The sequence below is a fragment of the Pseudooceanicola endophyticus genome (assembly GCF_018760365.1).
GTDB classification, from domain to species: Bacteria; Pseudomonadota; Alphaproteobacteria; order Rhodobacterales; family Rhodobacteraceae; genus Pseudooceanicola; species Pseudooceanicola endophyticus.
This window is the reverse complement of record NZ_JAHIAB010000008.1, coordinates 47,912-65,678: the sequence shown is the minus strand read 5'-3', so window position 1 is coordinate 65,678 and position 17,767 is coordinate 47,912. Positions and strand designations below refer to the sequence as shown.

Annotated in this window: 16 protein-coding genes; 7 read left to right on the top strand and 9 right to left on the bottom strand. The window is 67.2% G+C overall.

Annotation, left to right across the window (positions count from 1 at the left end):
* Positions 1 to 96: 96 nt before the first annotated feature.
* From KM176_RS14555 to KM176_RS14515, 9 genes are all read right to left on the bottom strand, one after another.
* Positions 97 to 1,818: a thiamine pyrophosphate-requiring protein gene (locus KM176_RS14555; protein ID WP_160894752.1), complete on the bottom strand. Its 1,722-nt coding sequence runs from the start codon at positions 1,816 to 1,818 to the stop codon at positions 97 to 99.
* Positions 1,819 to 1,953: 135 nt separating this feature from the next.
* Positions 1,954 to 3,399: an aldehyde dehydrogenase gene (locus KM176_RS14550; RefSeq protein WP_160894753.1), complete on the bottom strand. Its 1,446-nt coding sequence runs from the start codon at positions 3,397 to 3,399 to the stop codon at positions 1,954 to 1,956.
* A gap of 87 nt (positions 3,400 to 3,486) precedes the next feature.
* Positions 3,487 to 4,281 (bottom strand): ABC transporter ATP-binding protein, encoded by a 795-nt coding sequence (locus tag KM176_RS14545; RefSeq protein ID WP_160894754.1) that lies wholly within the window; start codon positions 4,279 to 4,281, stop codon positions 3,487 to 3,489.
* A gap of 33 nt (positions 4,282 to 4,314) precedes the next feature.
* Entirely contained in the window at positions 4,315 to 5,256 is a 942-nt protein-coding gene (locus KM176_RS14540) for a nucleoside hydrolase (RefSeq protein ID WP_160894755.1), read from the bottom strand.
* Positions 5,256 to 6,182, bottom strand: a complete 927-nt coding sequence (locus KM176_RS14535) for a cupin domain-containing protein (RefSeq protein ID WP_160894756.1) — start codon at positions 6,180 to 6,182, stop codon at positions 5,256 to 5,258. Before KM176_RS14535 ends, KM176_RS14540 begins: the two co-directional genes overlap by 1 nt.
* Complete coding sequence (locus KM176_RS14530) at positions 6,179 to 7,432, bottom strand: Zn-dependent hydrolase (protein ID WP_160894757.1); 1,254 nt, start codon at positions 7,430 to 7,432, stop codon at positions 6,179 to 6,181. Before KM176_RS14530 ends, KM176_RS14535 begins: the two co-directional genes overlap by 4 nt.
* A 3-nt stretch (positions 7,433 to 7,435) precedes the next feature.
* Positions 7,436 to 8,314: an alpha/beta fold hydrolase gene (locus tag KM176_RS14525; RefSeq protein ID WP_160894758.1), complete on the bottom strand. Its 879-nt coding sequence runs from the start codon at positions 8,312 to 8,314 to the stop codon at positions 7,436 to 7,438.
* Positions 8,315 to 8,324: 10 nt separating this feature from the next.
* The gene (locus tag KM176_RS14520; protein ID WP_160894759.1) at positions 8,325 to 9,455 is read right to left on the bottom strand and encodes a pyridoxal phosphate-dependent aminotransferase; all 1,131 of its coding nucleotides are present in this window, start codon (positions 9,453 to 9,455) and stop codon (positions 8,325 to 8,327) included.
* Positions 9,455 to 10,237 (bottom strand): SDR family oxidoreductase, encoded by a 783-nt coding sequence (locus tag KM176_RS14515; protein WP_160894760.1) that lies wholly within the window; start codon positions 10,235 to 10,237, stop codon positions 9,455 to 9,457. Before KM176_RS14515 ends, KM176_RS14520 begins: the two co-directional genes overlap by 1 nt.
* Positions 10,238 to 10,547: 310 nt before the next feature.
* Between KM176_RS14515 and KM176_RS14510 the strand changes: the two genes are divergently transcribed.
* The 7 genes from KM176_RS14510 (at position 10,548) to KM176_RS14480 (ending at position 17,682) form a co-directional block, all read left to right on the top strand.
* Positions 10,548 to 11,615 (top strand): ABC transporter ATP-binding protein, encoded by a 1,068-nt coding sequence (locus KM176_RS14510; protein WP_160894761.1) that lies wholly within the window; start codon positions 10,548 to 10,550, stop codon positions 11,613 to 11,615.
* A gap of 47 nt (positions 11,616 to 11,662) precedes the next feature.
* Positions 11,663 to 12,958, top strand: a complete 1,296-nt coding sequence (locus tag KM176_RS14505) for an extracellular solute-binding protein (RefSeq protein ID WP_160894762.1) — start codon at positions 11,663 to 11,665, stop codon at positions 12,956 to 12,958.
* A gap of 62 nt (positions 12,959 to 13,020) precedes the next feature.
* Positions 13,021 to 13,956, top strand: coding sequence for a carbohydrate ABC transporter permease (locus KM176_RS14500; RefSeq protein ID WP_160894763.1), 936 nt, complete (start codon positions 13,021 to 13,023; stop codon positions 13,954 to 13,956).
* On the top strand, positions 13,956 to 14,807 hold the full coding sequence (locus KM176_RS14495; protein ID WP_160894764.1) for a carbohydrate ABC transporter permease: 852 nt from the start codon (positions 13,956 to 13,958) through the stop codon (positions 14,805 to 14,807). Before KM176_RS14500 ends, KM176_RS14495 begins: the two co-directional genes overlap by 1 nt.
* A 33-nt stretch (positions 14,808 to 14,840) precedes the next feature.
* Positions 14,841 to 15,614, top strand: coding sequence for a class II aldolase/adducin family protein (locus KM176_RS14490; protein WP_160894765.1), 774 nt, complete (start codon positions 14,841 to 14,843; stop codon positions 15,612 to 15,614).
* Positions 15,611 to 16,891, top strand: a complete 1,281-nt coding sequence (locus tag KM176_RS14485; RefSeq protein ID WP_160894766.1) for an LLM class flavin-dependent oxidoreductase — start codon at positions 15,611 to 15,613, stop codon at positions 16,889 to 16,891. The genes KM176_RS14490 and KM176_RS14485 overlap by 4 nt, the downstream gene beginning before the upstream one ends.
* Entirely contained in the window at positions 16,888 to 17,682 is a 795-nt protein-coding gene (locus tag KM176_RS14480; protein WP_160894767.1) for an alpha/beta fold hydrolase, read from the top strand. The genes KM176_RS14485 and KM176_RS14480 overlap by 4 nt, the downstream gene beginning before the upstream one ends.
* The last annotated feature ends 85 nt before the right edge of the window (positions 17,683 to 17,767 follow it).

Below are 17,767 nucleotides of genomic sequence, written 5' to 3'. Positions count from 1 at the left end.
TCGTCGGGTCCGGCCCGCACCGGCCTCCTCCTGCGCGGTGCGGACCTGAACCTTAGCCGATTCCCGTCCGGCGGGAAGGGGAAATATCCTATCGCCTCAGGCCTGTGTCGGGGCGATGGCAATGTTGAGCAGTACCTGGCGCCGCTCGCGGGTGGCGATGTCGATGGCGCGCTCCAGGGCGGCCGGCAGCGCCGCGCCCTCGGTCACGGTTTCGCTCCAGGCACGGCTGGCCTCGGCCACGCGGGCGAAATCGGGGCTGGGGGTCAGGGCGGTCAGCGGCACGGCATTCGCCCGCATCGCCGCACCGCCGGGATAGAGCCCCTCGACCGAGCTGCGCACCGCCCCCCATTCGCCGTTGTTGAGCACGAGGACCACCACCGGCAGGGCCAGCGCCTCGGCCAGCTGGTGGCAGACGGTGGGGTTGGCGAACATGTAGCTGCCATCGCCCATGGTGGCGATGACCAGCCTTTCGGGATCGGCGAGCTGCGCGCCAAGGGCCGCCGGAAAGCCCCAGCCCAGACCGCCGGAATGGGGCTCCTGGACATAGCCCATGTGCTGATCGGGCGAGAGTGGCTCCAGCGGGCAGCCAAGCTCGTGATAGACGGTGGCGGGGCGGCCCTTGAGGGCCCGGCTCAGGCACAGGCTGACCCAGTCCTTGGTCATCGGGGCGCGGCAGCCGACCTCGGCCCGGGCGATGACATCGGTGCGGCGGGCCTCCGAAAGGGCGCGGATGCGGGTATGGCGTTGGGCGATGCGGGCCCTGTCGCGGGGGTGGGCCTGCATGGCCGCGATCAGCGCCAGCAGGGTCGGCGCGGTTTCCCCCGGCAGGGTCAGGTCGGCGCGGAAGTTGCGCACCGGGGTGCGGGAAAACAGCGGGTCGGGGCCAAGGTGGATGACCTTCGCATCGTCGCGCAGCCGCACCCGGTCCGGCGACCAGGGCGCCAGGCTGTTGATCACCAGCACCACGTCGGCCTCGGCCAACAGCGCCTCGGGGTCGGTGCCCATCTGCATCGGATGGGTCATCGGGACCGAGATCTGGTTGGCCCAGTAATGCGACAGCGGGATCGCCCAGTCGTCGATGAAGGCGGACAGGGCCTCGAAGGCGCGCGCCGATCCGGCTCCGCGCTGGCTGATGATGAGCGGCGTTTGTGCCCCCGCCAGAAGGGCGGCGGCGCGGGCCAGCGCCTCGGGCGGCGGGGCGGTCAGGGCGGGGGTCATGCGGGCCGGATGGCCCAGGGTGGCGGGATCGACGGGGGCGCAGAGAACCTCGCGCGGCAGGCTCAGGTAGACCGGACCGGCGGGGGTGGAACGCGCGATGGCCAGGGCCCGGTCGAAAAGATCGGGCAGCTGTTCGGGAAAGCGCAGCTCATAGTCCCACTTGGTGGCCTCGCGCACCAGGGCGGTCTGGTCGTACATCTCCTGGCCCCAGCCGATCGGCACGGTACGGGCGCCAAAGCGCCCCTCTTCGGTGACCGGCGTGCGCCCCGACATCAGCAGCATGGGGATGTGATCACAGGAGGCATTGATCGCCCCCGTCGCCCCGTTCGACAGCCCCACGTTGGTGTGCAGCATCACCGCCTGGGCCCGGCCCGAGATCTGGAAATAGCCATGCGCCATGCTGACGGCGGCCATCTCGTGCGGGACGGTGATGGCCTGGGGCAGCGGCAGTTCCTGCTGGCGGGCAGTGGCCAGACCCTCGATCACCGGCGGGAAGTCGGTGCCGGAATTGGCAAAGACATAATCCACGCCGAGGGCCTTCAGCGTACCGAAGATGGCCCCCCCGGCGCTCAGCCCGGGGGGATTGTCCTGATCGCGCATCTGGCGGGCCTCCTCTGCCGTGCCATGCGGGGCGCGCCCTGGCGCCCCGTCCTCCTGTCCCGCGCGGGCGGGATCCTCCGGAGGTCAGGCTGCGATCAATCGGGGGGCGCTGTCAACGCCTGGCAAAAGGGCGGTTCAGAACGGGAAGTGCTGATGCGGATCCTCGATGGTGACCCAGCGGGTCGAGGTGAAGGCGTCGATGGCGGCCTTGCCACCGAAGCGGCCATAGCCCGAATCCTTCACGCCGCCAAAGGGCATCTGCGCCTCGTCGGCGACCGTGGGGCCGTTGATGTGGCAGATCCCGCTTTCGATCCGGTCGGCGACCGAGAGGGCGCGGGTGATGTCCGATCCGTAGACCGCCGCCGAGAGGCCATAGGCGGTGTCGTTCGCGACCCGGATCGCCTCTTCGTCGTCGCGCACCCGGATGATCGGCTTCACCGGGCCAAAGCTCTCCTCGGCATAGATCGTCATCTCGGGGGTCACGTGATCCAGCAGCGTCGCCGCGACCACGGCACCGTCGCGGGTGCCGCCGGCCAGCAGCGTAGCCCCCTTGGCGGTGGCGTCGGCGATCAGCCGGTCCATCTTCTGCGCCGCCTCCGGGGTGACCAGAGCGCCCAGCACCACCTGGTCCCGGGGATCGCCCGCCGGCAGGCCCGCGACCTTGGCGGCCAGCGCGGGGATGAAGCGGTCGGCGATCCCCTCGTGGACGATGATCCGTTCGGTGGACATGCAGATCTGGCCCTGGTTCATGAAGGCGCCGAAGGCCGCGCCGTTCACTGCGGCCTCGACATCGGCATCGTCCAGGATCACCAGCGGCGCCTTGCCGCCCAGTTCCAGCAGCACCGGCTTCAGCTGATCGGCGGCGGCGCGGGCGATGATCCGGCCCACGGCGGTCGAGCCGGTAAAGTTCACATGGCGCACTTCGGGGGCGGCGATCAGGGCACCGACGATCTGCGCGGCATCCTCGGGGGCATTGGTGATCACGTTCATCACCCCGGGCGGGAAGCCGGCGCGGCGGAAGGCTTCGCCGATGGCCAGATGGGTGGCCGGGCACAGCTCTGAGGCCTTCAGGATCGCGGTGTTGCCGCAGGCGATGGCCATGGCGACGGCGCGGGTGCCCAGGATCACCGGCGCGTTCCAGGGGGCGATGCCCAGGCATACGCCCAGCGGCTTGCGCTGCGCCATCGCCAGGGTGCCGGGCTTGTTCGACGGGATCACCTCTCCGGTGATCTGGGTGGTCATGCTGGCGGCCTCGCGCAGGATGCCGGCAGAGAGCATGCAGTTGAAGCCGGTCCAGGGGGCGGTGGCGCCGGTCTCGGTGATGGCGGTGGCGACGATCTCGGGCGTCATCGCCTCCAGCGCATCGGCGGCCTTCAGCAGCAGCGCGCGCCGTTCGGCGGGGGCGGTGGCGGCCCAGCCGGGGAAGGCGGCCCCGGCGGCGCGGGCGACGGTGGCCACGTCCTCGGGGGTGGCGGCGGGCGCCCGGGTGGCGACCTCGCCGGTCACCGGGTCCAGCCGGTCATAGCAGCGCCCGTCAGAGGCCTGGGCATCGGCCCCGTTGATGATCATCGAAATCTGCATGGCGGTCTCCTCTCCTTCGCGAAGGGCCGGGGCCCTCCGGGGCGAAAGGAAACCACCGCGCCGGGATTGTCCAGAGCGCCCGGACCCTCAGCCGACGGGGCCGAAGGTCTTCATGCTTTCCTCTTCGATGGCTTCCAGCAGCTCGCGTTTCAGCGCGATGAACTCGGGCGCGGTGACGACGTTGCCGCCGCGCGGGCGCTCCAGCTCGATCCGGCGTTCCAGCTTGATGGTGCCGGGGCGGGCCGACATCACCAGCACCCGGTCGCCCAGGAAGATCGCCTCGTCCACGTCGTGGGTGATGAAAAGGACGGTGCGCTTGTGCTTCTGCCAGACATCCAGCAGCCAGCGCTGCATCATCGTGCGCGTCAGCGCGTCCAGCGCCCCGAAGGGTTCGTCCAGCAGCATCAGGTCGCGCTTGAACATGAAGGTGCGCATCAGGGCGACGCGCTGGCGCATGCCGCCCGAAAGTTCATGCGGGTACTTGCCGTCAAAGCCCGAGAGGCCGAATTCCGGCAGCATCCGCGCCGCCTCCTTGCGGGCCTCGGCGCGGTTGGCGCCCTCCATTTCCAGCGGCAGGATGGCGTTGTCGATCACGTTGCGCCAGGCCAGCAGCAGGTCGCGCTGCGGCATGAACGACACCCGCCCCAGCAGGTCCTTTGCCATGACCGAACGGTCCTCGAAGCGCACGGTGGCGCCGGTGTCGGGCTCTTCCAGCCCCGCCACGATGTTGAACAGCGTGGACTTGCCGCAGCCCGAGGGGCCGACGACGGTAACGAATTCACCCGGCTGCACCGCGAGGTTGACATCGGTCAGGGCCTTCATGTCGCCGAAGGTCTTGGAGAGGTTGCGCAGATCGAGGATCGGCTTCTGGTCAGCGGACATCGGGGGCTCCGGGAAAGGGGAAGGGAGGGAGGGTCATGCGGAGAACGCCCGTTCCAGCATGGCGAAGAAGGCGGTGTTGTCGGCGTCTTCGATGATGCGGGCGTTGTCGTGGTACTCGGGCCAGCGCGCGCCAAGCTTGGCCGGATGCATGGCCGAAAACCCGCGGGTGATCTTGCCGGCGGTCTCGATCCGGACCACGGCGGGGCGGGCGGCGCGGATGATCGAGGGGTCGATGGCACAGGCGCAGGTCAGCGTGTCGGGATGGGTGCAGATCACCCGGCCGTAGCGTTCCAGCGCCACCTTGCGCGGCGTGTCCGAGACCTTGCGGTAGAATTCCGACAGCGGCGTTTCCAGCGCATCGAGGCGCGCCAGCTGGTCCGCATCGAAGGTCGAGGCGCGCATGGTCAGCGTCCAGGTCGAGACGGTGATGTCGAACCCGGCGCGGAAGACGATTTCGGCGGCCTCGGGATCGACGTAGAAGTTGAACTCGGCGCAGGGGGTGACATTGCCGACCGAGTTGTCGGTGCCGCCCATGATCCACAGATGTTTCAGCGCCTTGGCGATGCGCGGCTCTTTCGTGACGGCAAGCGCCAGGTTGGTCAGCGGCGCCTGGGCGATCATCTCGATCTCGCCCGGGGCGGCCATGATGCGTTCGATCAGCGCATCGACCGCGTGCTGATCCTCGGGGCGCTGGCGGGCGCGGGGCAGGTTCGCGCCGCTCATGCCGTCGGCGCCGTGCATCTGGGCGGGCTCCCATTCGGCCAGCAGCGGTTTGCGGGCGCCAAGGTAGACCGGCACCTGCCCGGACAGGCCGGCGGCCTCGATCGTGGCCAGGGCATTTTCCGCCTGCTGGTCGAAATCGACATTGCCGTTGCAGATCGTGACCGCCTCCAGCGTCACGCCGGGGGTCTTCATCGCCAGCAGCAGCGAAAAGCAGTCATCCCCGGCGGTATCGGTGTCGATGATCAGGCGCATCAGAAGAATTCGAACCCCATGGTGCGACCGTGGTAGTAGAAGCCCCCGTCCTGCACGATCAGGAACTCGGCCCTGGTGTCGCCGTCATTGTGATGGCTGTGCTTGGCGGTCGGCGGGGTCAAGAGCGTCGCCCAGGGAGACCAGTCGCATTTCAGGTCATCGACCATGGAATAGGCAGGATCGCCCGCCACCGCCAGCGTCAGCGCCGCCGAGTTGTGCCGGTGCGGCGGCTGGAAGCTGTGCGGCTTCAGCGTGTTGAGAGAGAGCGTCAGGGTGGGGGCGATATTGCGCGAGGCCTCGGTCTGCTCGGCCGAGAAGATCAGCGCGTGGCCCGAGGTCGTCTCGTTCGCATCGCGGTTGTAGACCACGTCGAGCTGGTGGGTGATTTCGGCGGCGGGGTAGTGGACGAAGGCGGTGGCGGCTTCGGGGCCGGTGATCGGGGCGGCCTTCTCGAACGCCAGCTGGGGATCGTTGCCGACGGCCCAGAAGACGGAGGTTGCCGTGGCCTCGATGCGGCTTTCGACGCCGCCGGGCAGCAGGAAGACATCGCCCTTGCCCAGGATCGCGGTCTCCTCGCCCACATGGATCGTGGCCGTCCCCTCGATCACGTACCAGATCGAGGCGGTGCAAGTGAAGGTGGTGTCCAGGCTCTCGCCCGCCAGCACGGTCGCATAGCGCGCCAGCATCAGCGGCGTGGTGGCGGGGAAGGGACAGTCGAGTTCCGCCGAAAGATCGCACAGCACCCAGCCGGTCGCGGATTTGGCCAGCGCCTGCGCGGGCTCCTCGCGCAGGATGCGCGGCGGCACCGGGGGCAGCTTGATGTTGAAGGCATTGCCGGAGTTGAAGTAGCGGCCCCGCGCCTCGGCGCCGGTCTTCGGATCGGTCGGCAGCTGGACCGGCATTTCCGCCATGTCGTTCATCGTCATGAGAGGTCTCCTTGGTCGGGGGTGGCAGCGGCGCGCAGGCAGACATCCAGCAGAACCTGGGCGCCGGCGGCCAGATGGGCGGGATCGGCCCATTCGTCGGGGTGATGGCTGAGCCCGCCGCGACAGGGCACGAAGATCATCGCCGAGGGGGCGAGGGGCGCCATGTGGCGGGCATCGTGACCCGCCGCCGACAGCAGGTCGGTGGCGGGAAAGCCGTGGCTTTTGGCGCTGTCGCGGATCGCGGCGCGCAGGGGGGCGGCAAAGGCGTTGGCGGGGGCATCCACCATGGGGCGGATCTGCACCTCGCAGGGGGCGGCCTGGTCGCAGGCGGCCTCAATCGCCGTGGCGGTGGCGTCCAGAACGGCGTTTTCGGGATGGCGCAGGTCGATGCGGAAGCGCACCCGGGCGGGCACGACGGAGGGCGCATTGGGCAGCACCTCGACCCGGCCGATGGTAAAGCGGATGTCCTCGCCGGCGGCCAGCGCGGCCTCCTGCATGGCCAGCGCCACCCGGGCGAAGGCCTGCACCGCGTCGCGGCGCCGCGCCATGGGTTCGGTGCCCGCATGGGCCTCCTGTCCGAGGATCGTGACCTCGAAGGTCTTCTTGCCCTGGATGCCGGTCACCGCGCCGATCACATTCGCCGTCGCCTCAAGGTGGTCGGCCTGTTCGATATGCGGCTCTAGATAGGCATGAAGGGCAAAGCCCGGCTCCTGCACCGCAATGCCGGCAAAGCTTTCGGCCAGCACGTCCAGCTCGGCCCCGACGCTGATGCCCTCCGCATCGGTGACCGCGCGGATCTGGTCTAGGGTCCGCACGCCCGCGAAAACCTCCGATCCCATCATGCCGGGGGCAAAGCGGCTGCCTTCCTCGTTCATCCAGGCGACCAGGGTGATCGGGCGGGGTGGGGTGATCCCGGCCTCATGCAGGGTTTCCAGCGCCTCGAAGGCGGCCAGAACGCCGTAGACGCCGTCGAAACGCCCCCCCGTCGGCTGGCTGTCAAGGTGAGAGCCGATCAGCACCGGCGCCCCCCCGGTCGTCCCCGCCATCGTCAGGAACAGGTTCCCGGCCCGGTCGAAGGCGGGCGTCAGGCCGATGGCGCGGCCCCAGCCGATGAGGCAGGCCATGGCGGCGCGGTCCTCGGCGGAGAGCGACTGGCGGTTCACGCCATCGCCGGGGATGGCACCGATCCGGGCCATGTCCATCAGCCGTTTCCACAGCCGGTCGGGGTTGATCAGGGGGGCATCCGTCATGGCTCAGTCCGTCCGCATGACCTGGCCGGGATCGGCGCGCGGATCGCGCTGCTTCCAGGCACCGGCCTCGGCCTGGGCCAGGAACTCGGCCAGGTGGAGGTTGAACAGCGCGGGTTCCTCAAGGTTCAGCGTATGGCCGGTCTTGGGCAGGATCAGCAGCCCCGAGGCGGGCATCATCTTCTTGAGGTAGATGCCCGGCTGCAGGCAGTGGTCATCCTCGTCGCCGACCATGATCAGCGTCGGCAGGGTGCAGGCCTTCAGCCCCTCTTCGAGATCCCAGAACGAGGGACGGCGCGCCTGCACGCCGCGCATGGTGTTGGCGGCGCCGACCTTGTCGTGACGGGCCAGGCGGGCGACGAACTTCAGATGTTCGCGCGGGTCCTTGTTCTCGAACTGGACGCGGCTGGCGCCCCGGCCGTAGACCTCGGCGAAGGCCACGGGATCTTCCTCGAACTTGTCGGCCACGGTCAGGGAGACGCCCTTGAAGTACTCTTCCGTCTCCTTCTCGCAGCCATAGCCCGCGCCGGCGATGGTCAGCGACAGGGCGCGGTCGGGATGGGTCAGGCCGAAATGCACCACGGCAAAGCCGCCCATCGACAGGCCGACGATATGGGCCTTCTCGATGCCCAGATCATCCAGCACCGCCACCGCATCCTCGACCGCGATGGCCTGGGAATACTGCTCCAGATCGGTCGGAATGTCGGAGGGCGCATAGCCCCGCGCCGCATAGGTGATGCAGCGGTGACGGCGCGCGAAGTAGCTCATCTGAGGCTCCCACGCGTCGTAATTGCCGCCGAATTCATGGATGAACAGGATCGGGGTCCCGGTCTCTCCGGCGGTTTCGTAGTAGATCTTCGTGCCGTCCTGTGCGGTCGCGTACATGATCACCCTCTCAGAACAGGGCGGGGACGTCGGTCAGGCCCCTGGCCGTCTCGACATACCCCGCGAGGTTGGTGGCAAGCTTGTCGGCCCAGGCCTCGGGGACCGTGGTCGACACCTTGATGAAGCGGTCGCCGAACGCGGCCGTATGGTAGGCACCCTGACGGATCATCACGCCATCCAGGCGCGCCGCCTCGACGATGGCCTCCGGCGTGACGCCGGTGGCACCGGTCTCGATCACCAGGAAGTTGCCATGCGAGGGCCAGACCGGCACGGTCATGCCGATGGCTTCGGCTGCCGCCCTGATCTTGACCTTGTTGGCGAAGTCGATGCGGCGGACCTCGGCCATCCATTCGGCCTTGACCTTGAGGCCGGCCATGGCGCCGCGCTGCGCCACCACGTTGCCCCCCAGCACCGAGGTCGACACCGCGGCCAGCTCGGCGATCAGCTCGGGGCGGCCGACCAGCCCGCCGATGCGCATCCCCGCAAGGCCCAGCCACTTGGAGAAGGAGAGCGAGCAAATGCAGTTCTCGGCATCCACGGCGACGGCGGGGGTGTGGCCCTCGGCGAAGTCGCGATAGGTGCAGTCATGCACCAGAAGCGCGCCGTTCTCCTTCGCGATGGCGGCGAACTCGGTGATTTCCTCGGCCGAGTAGGTCACGCCCAGCGGGTTATTGGGATCGACCACGTAGAGGATCGCGCAACGTTCGTCGATATGGGCACGCAGCAGGTCGGGCGTCAGTTTGTAGCCGGTCTCGGGACCGTAGATCGGCGTCTGGATCACCTCGGCGCCCTGCTGCTCGGCGAACTGGCAGGGCCATTTCCAGGTGGGGTCGGTGGTGACCAGCGTGGTGCCGGGCTTGGCACGCGCCCGGGTGATCAGCGCCAGCGCGTTCACGCCGCCCTCGGTCACCAGCGCCTCAAGGCCGGGCACGCCGAAATCCTCGACGATGGCGGCGCGCAGGGCCTCGAACCCCAGGGGGGGCGCATAGGCGTTGAACTCTCCCGCCTCGATCGAGGCCACCATGGCGGCGGTCACGGCGGGGTGGGCGGGGATGTGGTTGGTGTTCTGCCCCATCCACGCCAGGTCCGGCGTGGAGAAGAGATCGTCGAAATACCGGTTCCGGACAGAGAGGTCGGCCATCAGATCACGGAGCCCCGGGCCGAGATGCCGCCATCGATGGTGACCACGGTGCCGGTGATGTAGCCGGCCTTGGGCGAGGCCAGGAAGGCGCAGAGGTCGGCCACTTCCTGGGCGGTGGCGGGGCGCTTGCCCGGGTATTTCTCGTAAAGTTCTTTCCAGCGGCTCTCATCGCCCAGCATGTCGATGGCCTTGCGCTTCATGATCTTGAACATGCGGTCGGTGTCGACGGGGCCGGGGTTCACGCCGACGACGCGGATGCCCTCATCCAGAGAACGCCCGCCGATCGCCTTGGTGAAGGACATCAGAGAGGCATTGCCGGTCGAGCCCGCGAAATAGGCCGCATCCCAGTTCTCGCCCGAGTTGCCGATGACGTTGATGATCACGCTGTCGGGTTTGCCCTTGCGCTTCTGCCAGAACAGCCGCGACAGGGTGATGTAGCCGAAGACCTTCAGCTCGAACCCGGTGCGGATCGCTTCGTCGGTGACTTCCTCCAGCGGGCCGGCGGGGATGTCGCCGGCGTTGTTGATCAGGATGTCGTAGTCGCCGGCGGCGGCGTCGAGGGCGATCATCGCCTCGGCAGAGCCCAGATCGGCGGGGTGGATGGTGACGGTGACGTCGTGCTTGGCTTCGATCTCTGCCTTGAGGGCCGCCAGCGCCGCGCCGTTGCGGGCCGCGAGGTGCAGGTTGCAGCCCTCTGCCGCAAGGGTCAGGGCGCAGCTGTAACCGATCCCCTTGGAGGCGCCGGTGATCAGGGCCGTCTTGCCGGTCAGGTTGAGTTCCATCGAAGTCTCCAAAATGAATACAAAAGTCTTGTATCTGCATACGCAATCGCAAGGCCCTGTCCATACTTCATTTGCGGAGGGTTGGCGGAATCCAGAGATTTCCTCCTTATGATTGTCTGTTTATCCAGCATATTTTTACGTGCCTGCCTTTTGGGCGGGCTTCCGGAAGCGGCGCCTTGAAAGTGAACAGCCCGGGAAGTCACGTCCTGAAAATTCCCATGTGTATGCATGAAATGACTTTACGGATGCCAATTGCGCGGCTTCAGTGCCGGTGTACTCCCCGAATATCCGCCTTCCGGAAAGGATCGTCATGGCTCAGGTCAGACTCGCAAGCATCGGCAAGACCTACGAGGGCGCCACCGCCAACACGATCCGGGGCCTTGATCTGGAGGTGCAGGATGGCGAATTCTTGGTGCTGGTGGGGCCGTCGGGCTGCGGCAAGTCGACGACGCTGCGGATGATCGCCGGGCTGGAAGAACCGACCGAGGGCGCGATCTGGATCGGCAACCGCCGGGTTGACGGGCTGGAGCCGCGCGAGCGTGACATCGCGATGGTGTTCCAGAACTACGCGCTTTATCCGCACATGACCGTCGCCCAGAACATGAGCTTCGGGCTGCGGCTGGCGAAGGTGCCGAAACCCGAGATCCGCCGCCGGGTCGAGGCCGCCGCCGAAACCCTGGGGCTGAGCGCTCTGCTGGGGCGGCACCCCAAGGCGCTGTCGGGCGGGCAGCGTCAGCGCGTCGCCATGGGGCGCGCCATTGTGCGCGAACCGGGAGTCTTCCTTTTCGACGAGCCGCTTTCGAACCTGGATGCGCAGCTGCGCGGCCAGATGCGTGCCGAGATCCGCCGCCTGCATGACCGCCTGTCGGCGACCACCGTCTACGTCACCCATGATCAGGTCGAGGCCATGACCCTCGCGGATCGTGTGGTGGTGCTGAAGGATGGCCGGATCGAGCAGCAGGGCACCCCGCAGGAGCTGTATGATCGCCCCGCGACCCGCTTCGTGGCGGGGTTCCTGGGCTCTCCGCAGATGAATTTCCTGGCCGGGGAGGTGCGCCAGGGCGCGCTGGATCTGGGCGCCGGTCTGGTGCTGGCACTGCCGCCCGGCCACGCGCTGGCCGAGGGGCGCAAGCTGGATGTCGGCATCCGCCCCGAGGCTTTCGCAGTTGCCGCGCCGGGGGCTGCGATCCTCAGCCCGCGCGCCGATCTGGTGGAACTGCTGGGCGCGACCTCTCTGGTGCATTTCAGCCATGCGGATCAGCCCTGCACGGCGCTGGTCCCGCCCGCGCAGGCGCCCCGCGCGGGCGCGGTGATCGGGCTGACGCTGGCGCCCGACAGGATCTCTCTGTTCGACGCGGAAACGGGCCGCGCCGTCTGAAATACGTCTGAAAACAACAAGAACCCGAACCCGACAGGAGCCCTCTCATGAAAACCCTCATCCTTGCGGTGCTGGCAGGCGGAACCGCCCTTGCGGCGGCACCCGCCTTCGCGCAGGACGCGCAATGCGATGGTGATCCGGTGACGCTGCGCATCCTGCGCACTCCCGGAAACTATCCCTATCCCGCGCCGATGAAGCTTTGGCAGAAGGACCATCCCTGCGTCTCGTTCGAGATCAACGAGGTGCCCTTCGCGCAGCTTGCCGACACGATCTCGGTGCAGGCCTCCTCGGACAATCCGCCCGATATCCTGGTCTATGACGGGCCGAACACCCAGTCCTACGCCAAGGCCGGCATCCTGCTGCCGCTCGACAAGTACCTGCCCGAGGGCTGGAGCGACGATATCCTGCCCGCGACGAAGGCCGAGCATTCCTACCAGGGCCATGTCTATTCCCCGGGGATCGAGCAGACCACCGTGGCGATGTACTACAACAAGACCCTGACCGACGCTGCCGGCATCCACCCGCCGAAGACGCTGGAGGACGCCTGGACCTGGCCCGAGGCGCTGGCCGCCTTCAAGGCCTGCCAGAAGGGCGAGCCCGGCGCGCCCGAGATCTGGGGCCTTGGCCCGACCCGCTTTGGCAATGGTCAGCCCGGTCTGGTCTACAACGACCTGATCTACCAGCGTTCTGCCGGTGATCCCAAGGCCGATCCCTCCAGTTCCGCCTACAAGACCTTCTGGGCGATGGCGCCCGATGGCTCGACCGTGAAGGGCTACCTGGATACGCCCGAGGCGATCGAGGCGCTGAAATTCTACCGCTCGCTCTTCAATTCCGAGGGCGTGGCGCCCAAGGCCGGCATCCCGAACGCCTTCTTCGACGGCAAGGCCTGCTTCTATGTCGATACCCCCGCTGCCGGCAATGCGCTGCTGAAGGATCCGGTGATCGAATGGGGCGTGACGCCGATGCCCTATTTCAAGACGCCCATCGTGCACACCGGATCGACCACCATCGGCGTGACGGCGCGTTCGAAACATGCCGACATCGCCGCGCAGTTCGCGGTGGACATGGAATGGGGCGAATATGCCTACATGAACGTCGAAGAGCGCGGCAACCTGCCGACGCTGAAATCGCTCTTCCCGCGCTTCCCCGAGTATCAGAGCTATCCGATGAAGATTTTCGTCGACCAGCTTGAGCACTGGGGCCAGCCGCGTCCGCCCAGCCCCTATTTCGCCCAGTACGACCGGATCGTCACCGATGCGCTGCGCTCGGTCGCCTTCGGCGGCGATCCCGAAGAGGCGATGAAGGACGCGGAGCGCGAAGTGGATCGCGCGATGCGCCGCTGACCTCCCCGACTGCCGGGCCCTTTCGGGGGCCCGGCCCTTTTCCCGATCCCGACGGAGGCCGCATGTCCGCGACGTTCGAGCAGACCTCATCCGATATGGCGGGCCTGGCCCCCGACCGCCGCCGCCGCAGGCGCCGCGACACCGCCACGGCGCTGGCCTTTCTGGCGCCCTTCCTGCTGCTGCTGCTGATCTTCCAGTACCTGCCGCTGGCGATGATGGCGAAGAACTCGGTGCTGGATTACTCGCTGCTGAACCCCCATGCGGCCAAGTTCGTCGGCCTGCGCAATTTCACCGACATGCTGGACTACGAGGACATGCGCGAAAGCCTGGCGGCGACCTTCCTGTTCGCGCTCGGCGTCGTGGTGATCGTCATCCCGCTGGGCTTTGCACTGGCGCTGTTCCTGAATTCGAAGCTGCGCGCGCGCGGCCTCGTGCGCACCATCATCATGCTGCCGGTGGTGACCTCGGCCGTGGTGGTGGCGACGATGTGGAACTTCCTGCTGGACCCGTCGAACGGCTTGCTGAACGGGGTGATCACCGCCCTTGGCCTGCCGCGCCAGCCCTTCCTGACCTCGCCGGATCAGGCGCTGCTGATGGTGTCGATCATGACCGCCTGGCAGCAGGTGGGCTTTGCCGCCATCCTGTTCCTGGGCGGCCTTCAGGGCGTGCCGAACGAACTGGCCGAGGCCGCCCGCATCGACGGCGCCACGAAACGCCAGGTGCTGTGGAACATCACCATCCCGCTGCTGTCGCGCACCACGCTGTTCGTCGTGGTGATCATGACGGTGTTTTCCCTGCAGGCCTTCGCGCCGGCCTTCCTGATGACCGACGGCGGCCCCCGCGACAGCACCAACCTGATCGTCTACCACATCTACAAGACCGCCTTCGTGATGCAGAACGCGGGCTATGCCTCGGCGCTGTCGCTGGTGCTGCTGGTGATCGTGCTGGGCATCTCGCTGCTGCAAATGTGGATCCTGCGCGCAAGGTGGAACTACTGATGACCGAAAACCGCTCCCGCTCCCGCCGCGTCCTGGGCGTGTCGCTGATCCTTGTCGCGATCGTTCTGTGCTTCTTCACGCCCTTCCTGTGGATCGTGTCGAATTCCTTCAAGCCGCAGCTGACGATCTTTGCCGATGTGACACCGCTGTCGTGGAAGACCTTCCTGCCGGTGCACCCGGTGCTGGAGAACTACCGCACCCTGTTTGCGCGCACCAATATTCTGCACGCGCTGCTCAACACCGCCATCGTTTCGGCGGCGCAGGTGGCGCTGACGCTGGTGCTGTGTTCCATGGCGGCCTATGCGCTGACCCGGATCAGGTTTCGCGGCAGCAAGGTCGTCTTCGCGCTGATCCTGCTGACCTTCCTGCTGCCGGTCGAGGCGATGCTGGTGCCGCTGTACCAGGTGGTTTCGGGACTCGGCCTCGACAATACCCTGCTGGGGGTGATGATCCCCTGGATCGCCTCGCCCTTCGGGCTGTTCCTGCTGAAGCAATCCTTCGAGGAACTGCCTCGCGATCTGGAGGACGCCGCCCGCATCGACGGCGCCGGCCACCTGCGCACCTTCGTTTCCGTCATCCTGCCCAACGTCAAGGTGCCCCTCCTGACGCTGGGGCTGGTGACCTTCCTGTTTTCCTGGAACAGCTTCCTGTGGCCCCTGGTGATTGCCCAGGCCCCCGAGATCCAGCTGATCCAGGTCGCCATTGCCCAACAGGGCTCTCCGACGCAGCTGCCGAACTGGGGCGAGACCTTCGCCGGTGCCACGGTGGCCACGCTGCCCCTGATCCTGCTCTTCCTCCTCTTGCAGAAGTATTTCACGCAAGGGATGGCGATGAGCGGCATCAAGGGCTGACCCTTCCCCGAAAAGATCCTGAGAGGGACCGACATGACCGAATATCCGAAACCCGAGCGCTATGATGACGCCGAATGGCAGGCCCGCGTGTCGCTGGCCGCGACCTATCGCATGGTGGCCAAGCTGGGCCTCGACGACCTGATCTACAACCACATCTCGATGCGGGTGCCGGGCAAGTCGGACGAGTTCCTGATCAACCCCTACGGCCTGCTGTTCAACGAGATCACGGCCTCTTCCCTGGTGAAGATCAACACCCGGGGCGACATCATCGAGGACACCGAATATACGGTGAACAAGGCCGCCTTCGTCATCCATGCCGCCGTCCACAAGACGCGGGAGGATGGCCATTGCGTGCTGCACACCCATTCGGATGCCTCGACCGCCGTGTCGGGCCAGCCCGACGGCCTGCTGCCGCTGTCGCAATTTGCCATGCGCTTCTACAACCGCCAGGGCTTCCATGAATACGAAGGCGTCGCCATCGACGAGGCCGAGCAGCAGCGCATCGTCGCGCATCTGGGCGACAACCCGGTCATGCTGATGCGCAACCACGGCATCCTGACCGTGGGCCGCACCCCCGGAGAGGCCTTCATGCTGCTCTATTATTTCGAGCGCGCCGCGAAGATCCAGCTTCAGATGCAGGCCGCCTGCGCCTCGGGGATCGGCCTTGTCATCCCCGAACACGATGTCTGCGAAAAGGCCGCCCGCCAGTTCTGGGAGCTTCAGGGCGATATCCTGATCCCGGGCGAACGCGAATGGCCCGCGCTGCTGCGCGATCTGGATCGCGGCGATGCGGGGTACCGGGCATGAGCCGCCAGATGCGTCTTGGCCTGTTCCTTCTGGGGACGGGCAGCCACATTTCCGGCTGGCGGATGCCCGGCGCCGTCGACAGTTTCGAGGATATCGGCCAGATCACCGCGATCTGCCAGGAGGCCGAGCGCGGCCTGTTCGACCTGATCTTCATGGGCGACAACCTGAATGCCGATCCCAAGGCCCACCCGTCCTACTGTTCGCGTCTGGAACCGCTGACCATGCTGTCTGCCGTGTCGATGGTGACGAAGCACATCGGCCTCGGTGCGACCTCCTCGACGACCTACGGCGATCCCTGGACGCTGGCGCGCGCCTTCGCCTCGCTCGATCATATCTCGGGCGGGCGGGCGGCTTGGAACTCCGTCACCACCTCTGCGCCGCAGGCGGCGGCGAATTTCGGCAAGGTCCATCCCGACCATGCCCGCCGTTACGAGATGTCGGCGGAATTCATCGCGGTGGTCAATGCCCTCTGGACCGCCTGGGAAGAGGGCGCGACGCCGAAGGATCCCGAAACGGGGCAGTATTTCGACGCCGCGAAGATTCACGCCATCGACCATGACGGCGAATTCTTCAAGGTGAAGGGGCCGGTCAACATCACCCGTCCGCCGCAGGGGCGCCCGCTGATCCTTCAGGCCGGGGGCTCCGAGCCCGGGCAGGAGCTGGCGGCGAAACATGCCGACGTGGTCTTCACCGTGACCCAGGACCGCGACGAGGCGATTGCCTTCTACGACGGTCTGAAGGCGCGGCTGCCGAAGAACGGGCGCGGGGCGGACAGCATGGTCGTGCTGCCGGGCGTCATGCCCGTGGTCGGGCGGACCGAGGCGGAGGCGCGCGAAAAGCTCTCTCGCCTGATGAGCTTCGTCGATGACGACACCGCGCTTGGCATGTTGTCGGAGCGGTTCAACACCGACATGTCGGGCTATGATCTGGACGGGCCGATCCCCGATCTGGGCGAGAACGACGCCTATCACGCCTTCGCCGCCGCCATGCTGTCGAAGGCGCGGCGCGAGAACATGCGCCTGCGCGATCTTTACGCTCTGGTCGCGGCGGCGCGCGGGCACTGGGTGCTCTGCGGCTCTGCCGAGCAGGTCGCCGACACGTTGCAGGACTGGTTCGAAAGCGGCGCCGCCGACGGGTTCAACATCATGCCCGGCTGGTTCATGGAGGGCTTCACCGACTTCATCGACCTGGTGGTGCCGATCCTTCAGGACCGGGGCCTCTACAAGAACGCCTATGCCGAGGGCACGCTGCGCGACAAGCTGGGCCTGCCCGCATGAAGGCCGGGGACCGCCTCGATATTGTCCAGCCCGTGGGTCGGTTCCGGCTGACCTGCGCGGGCGGGCAGGGGCGGCCCCTGGTGCTGATCCACGGCTGGGGCGGGGAGGCGGGGCAATGGGATGCGCTGCTTCCCGGTCTTGCCGGGGACTATGTGCTGTGGCTTGTGGACATGCCCGGCGGCCCGGTGCTGCCGCTGGACGGTCCGGTCGATCTGCCGGCCCTGGGCCGGGGCATCGCCGCCGCCCTGGTGCAGGCGGATCTGCGGGATGTCCTGCTGCTGGGCCATTCCATGGGCGGTCCCGTCGCGGTCGAGGCCGCCCTGGCTGCGCCGGAGCGGGTGGCGGGGATCCTGGGGCTGGATACGCTGGCCGACAAGGTCTTCTACGGCGGGGCCCCGCCCGAGGAGATCGCCTTTCGCCGCAAGGTTTTCGGCGCCGATCTGCCGGGCCAGACCCGCGCCATGATCGACGCGATCACCGCACCCGATACCTCGGACGCGCTGCGCGCCGCGATGACCCGCGATATTCTTCAGGCCGACCCGCAGGATCTTCTGGCGCTGCGCGACGCCATGTTCGCCTGGCGCATTGCTGATCGCTTGCCGGCCCTTGCCGTTCCGCTGCGGCTGCTGAACTCGGGCGTCGTGGATGCGGCCCATCGCCGCGATCCGCTGGAATGCCTGCGTGACGTGCCCCAAACCGTCTATGGTCAGGGGCATTTCCCCCAGATCGAGGCCCCCGACGCGCTGTTGCCGTTCCTGAAGGCTGAACTTGCCGCGCTGGTTTTGCGCTGACCAGAACACCTTCATGCAGATTTTGCATATACAACGCGCCGATTTGGTATAAATGGCCCCGCATGCCATGATTGCCCTGACCAAC

Coding starts and splice junctions, on each gene's coding strand:
- KM176_RS14555 (WP_160894752.1), bottom strand. CDS start 1,818: ATGCGCGATCAGGACAATCCCCCCGGGCTGAGCGCCGGGGGGGCCATC.
- KM176_RS14550 (WP_160894753.1), bottom strand. CDS start 3,399: ATGCAGATTTCGATGATCATCAACGGGGCCGATGCCCAGGCCTCTGAC.
- KM176_RS14545 (WP_160894754.1), bottom strand. CDS start 4,281: ATGTCCGCTGACCAGAAGCCGATCCTCGATCTGCGCAACCTCTCCAAG.
- KM176_RS14540 (WP_160894755.1), bottom strand. CDS start 5,256: ATGCGCCTGATCATCGACACCGATACCGCCGGGGATGACTGCTTTTCG.
- KM176_RS14535 (WP_160894756.1), bottom strand. CDS start 6,182: ATGACGATGAACGACATGGCGGAAATGCCGGTCCAGCTGCCGACCGAT.
- KM176_RS14530 (WP_160894757.1), bottom strand. CDS start 7,432: ATGACGGATGCCCCCCTGATCAACCCCGACCGGCTGTGGAAACGGCTG.
- KM176_RS14525 (WP_160894758.1), bottom strand. CDS start 8,314: ATGTACGCGACCGCACAGGACGGCACGAAGATCTACTACGAAACCGCC.
- KM176_RS14520 (WP_160894759.1), bottom strand. CDS start 9,455: ATGGCCGACCTCTCTGTCCGGAACCGGTATTTCGACGATCTCTTCTCC.
- KM176_RS14515 (WP_160894760.1), bottom strand. CDS start 10,237: ATGGAACTCAACCTGACCGGCAAGACGGCCCTGATCACCGGCGCCTCC.
- KM176_RS14510 (WP_160894761.1), top strand. CDS start 10,548: ATGGCTCAGGTCAGACTCGCAAGCATCGGCAAGACCTACGAGGGCGCC.
- KM176_RS14505 (WP_160894762.1), top strand. CDS start 11,663: ATGAAAACCCTCATCCTTGCGGTGCTGGCAGGCGGAACCGCCCTTGCG.
- KM176_RS14500 (WP_160894763.1), top strand. CDS start 13,021: ATGTCCGCGACGTTCGAGCAGACCTCATCCGATATGGCGGGCCTGGCC.
- KM176_RS14495 (WP_160894764.1), top strand. CDS start 13,956: ATGACCGAAAACCGCTCCCGCTCCCGCCGCGTCCTGGGCGTGTCGCTG.
- KM176_RS14490 (WP_160894765.1), top strand. CDS start 14,841: ATGACCGAATATCCGAAACCCGAGCGCTATGATGACGCCGAATGGCAG.
- KM176_RS14485 (WP_160894766.1), top strand. CDS start 15,611: ATGAGCCGCCAGATGCGTCTTGGCCTGTTCCTTCTGGGGACGGGCAGC.
- KM176_RS14480 (WP_160894767.1), top strand. CDS start 16,888: ATGAAGGCCGGGGACCGCCTCGATATTGTCCAGCCCGTGGGTCGGTTC.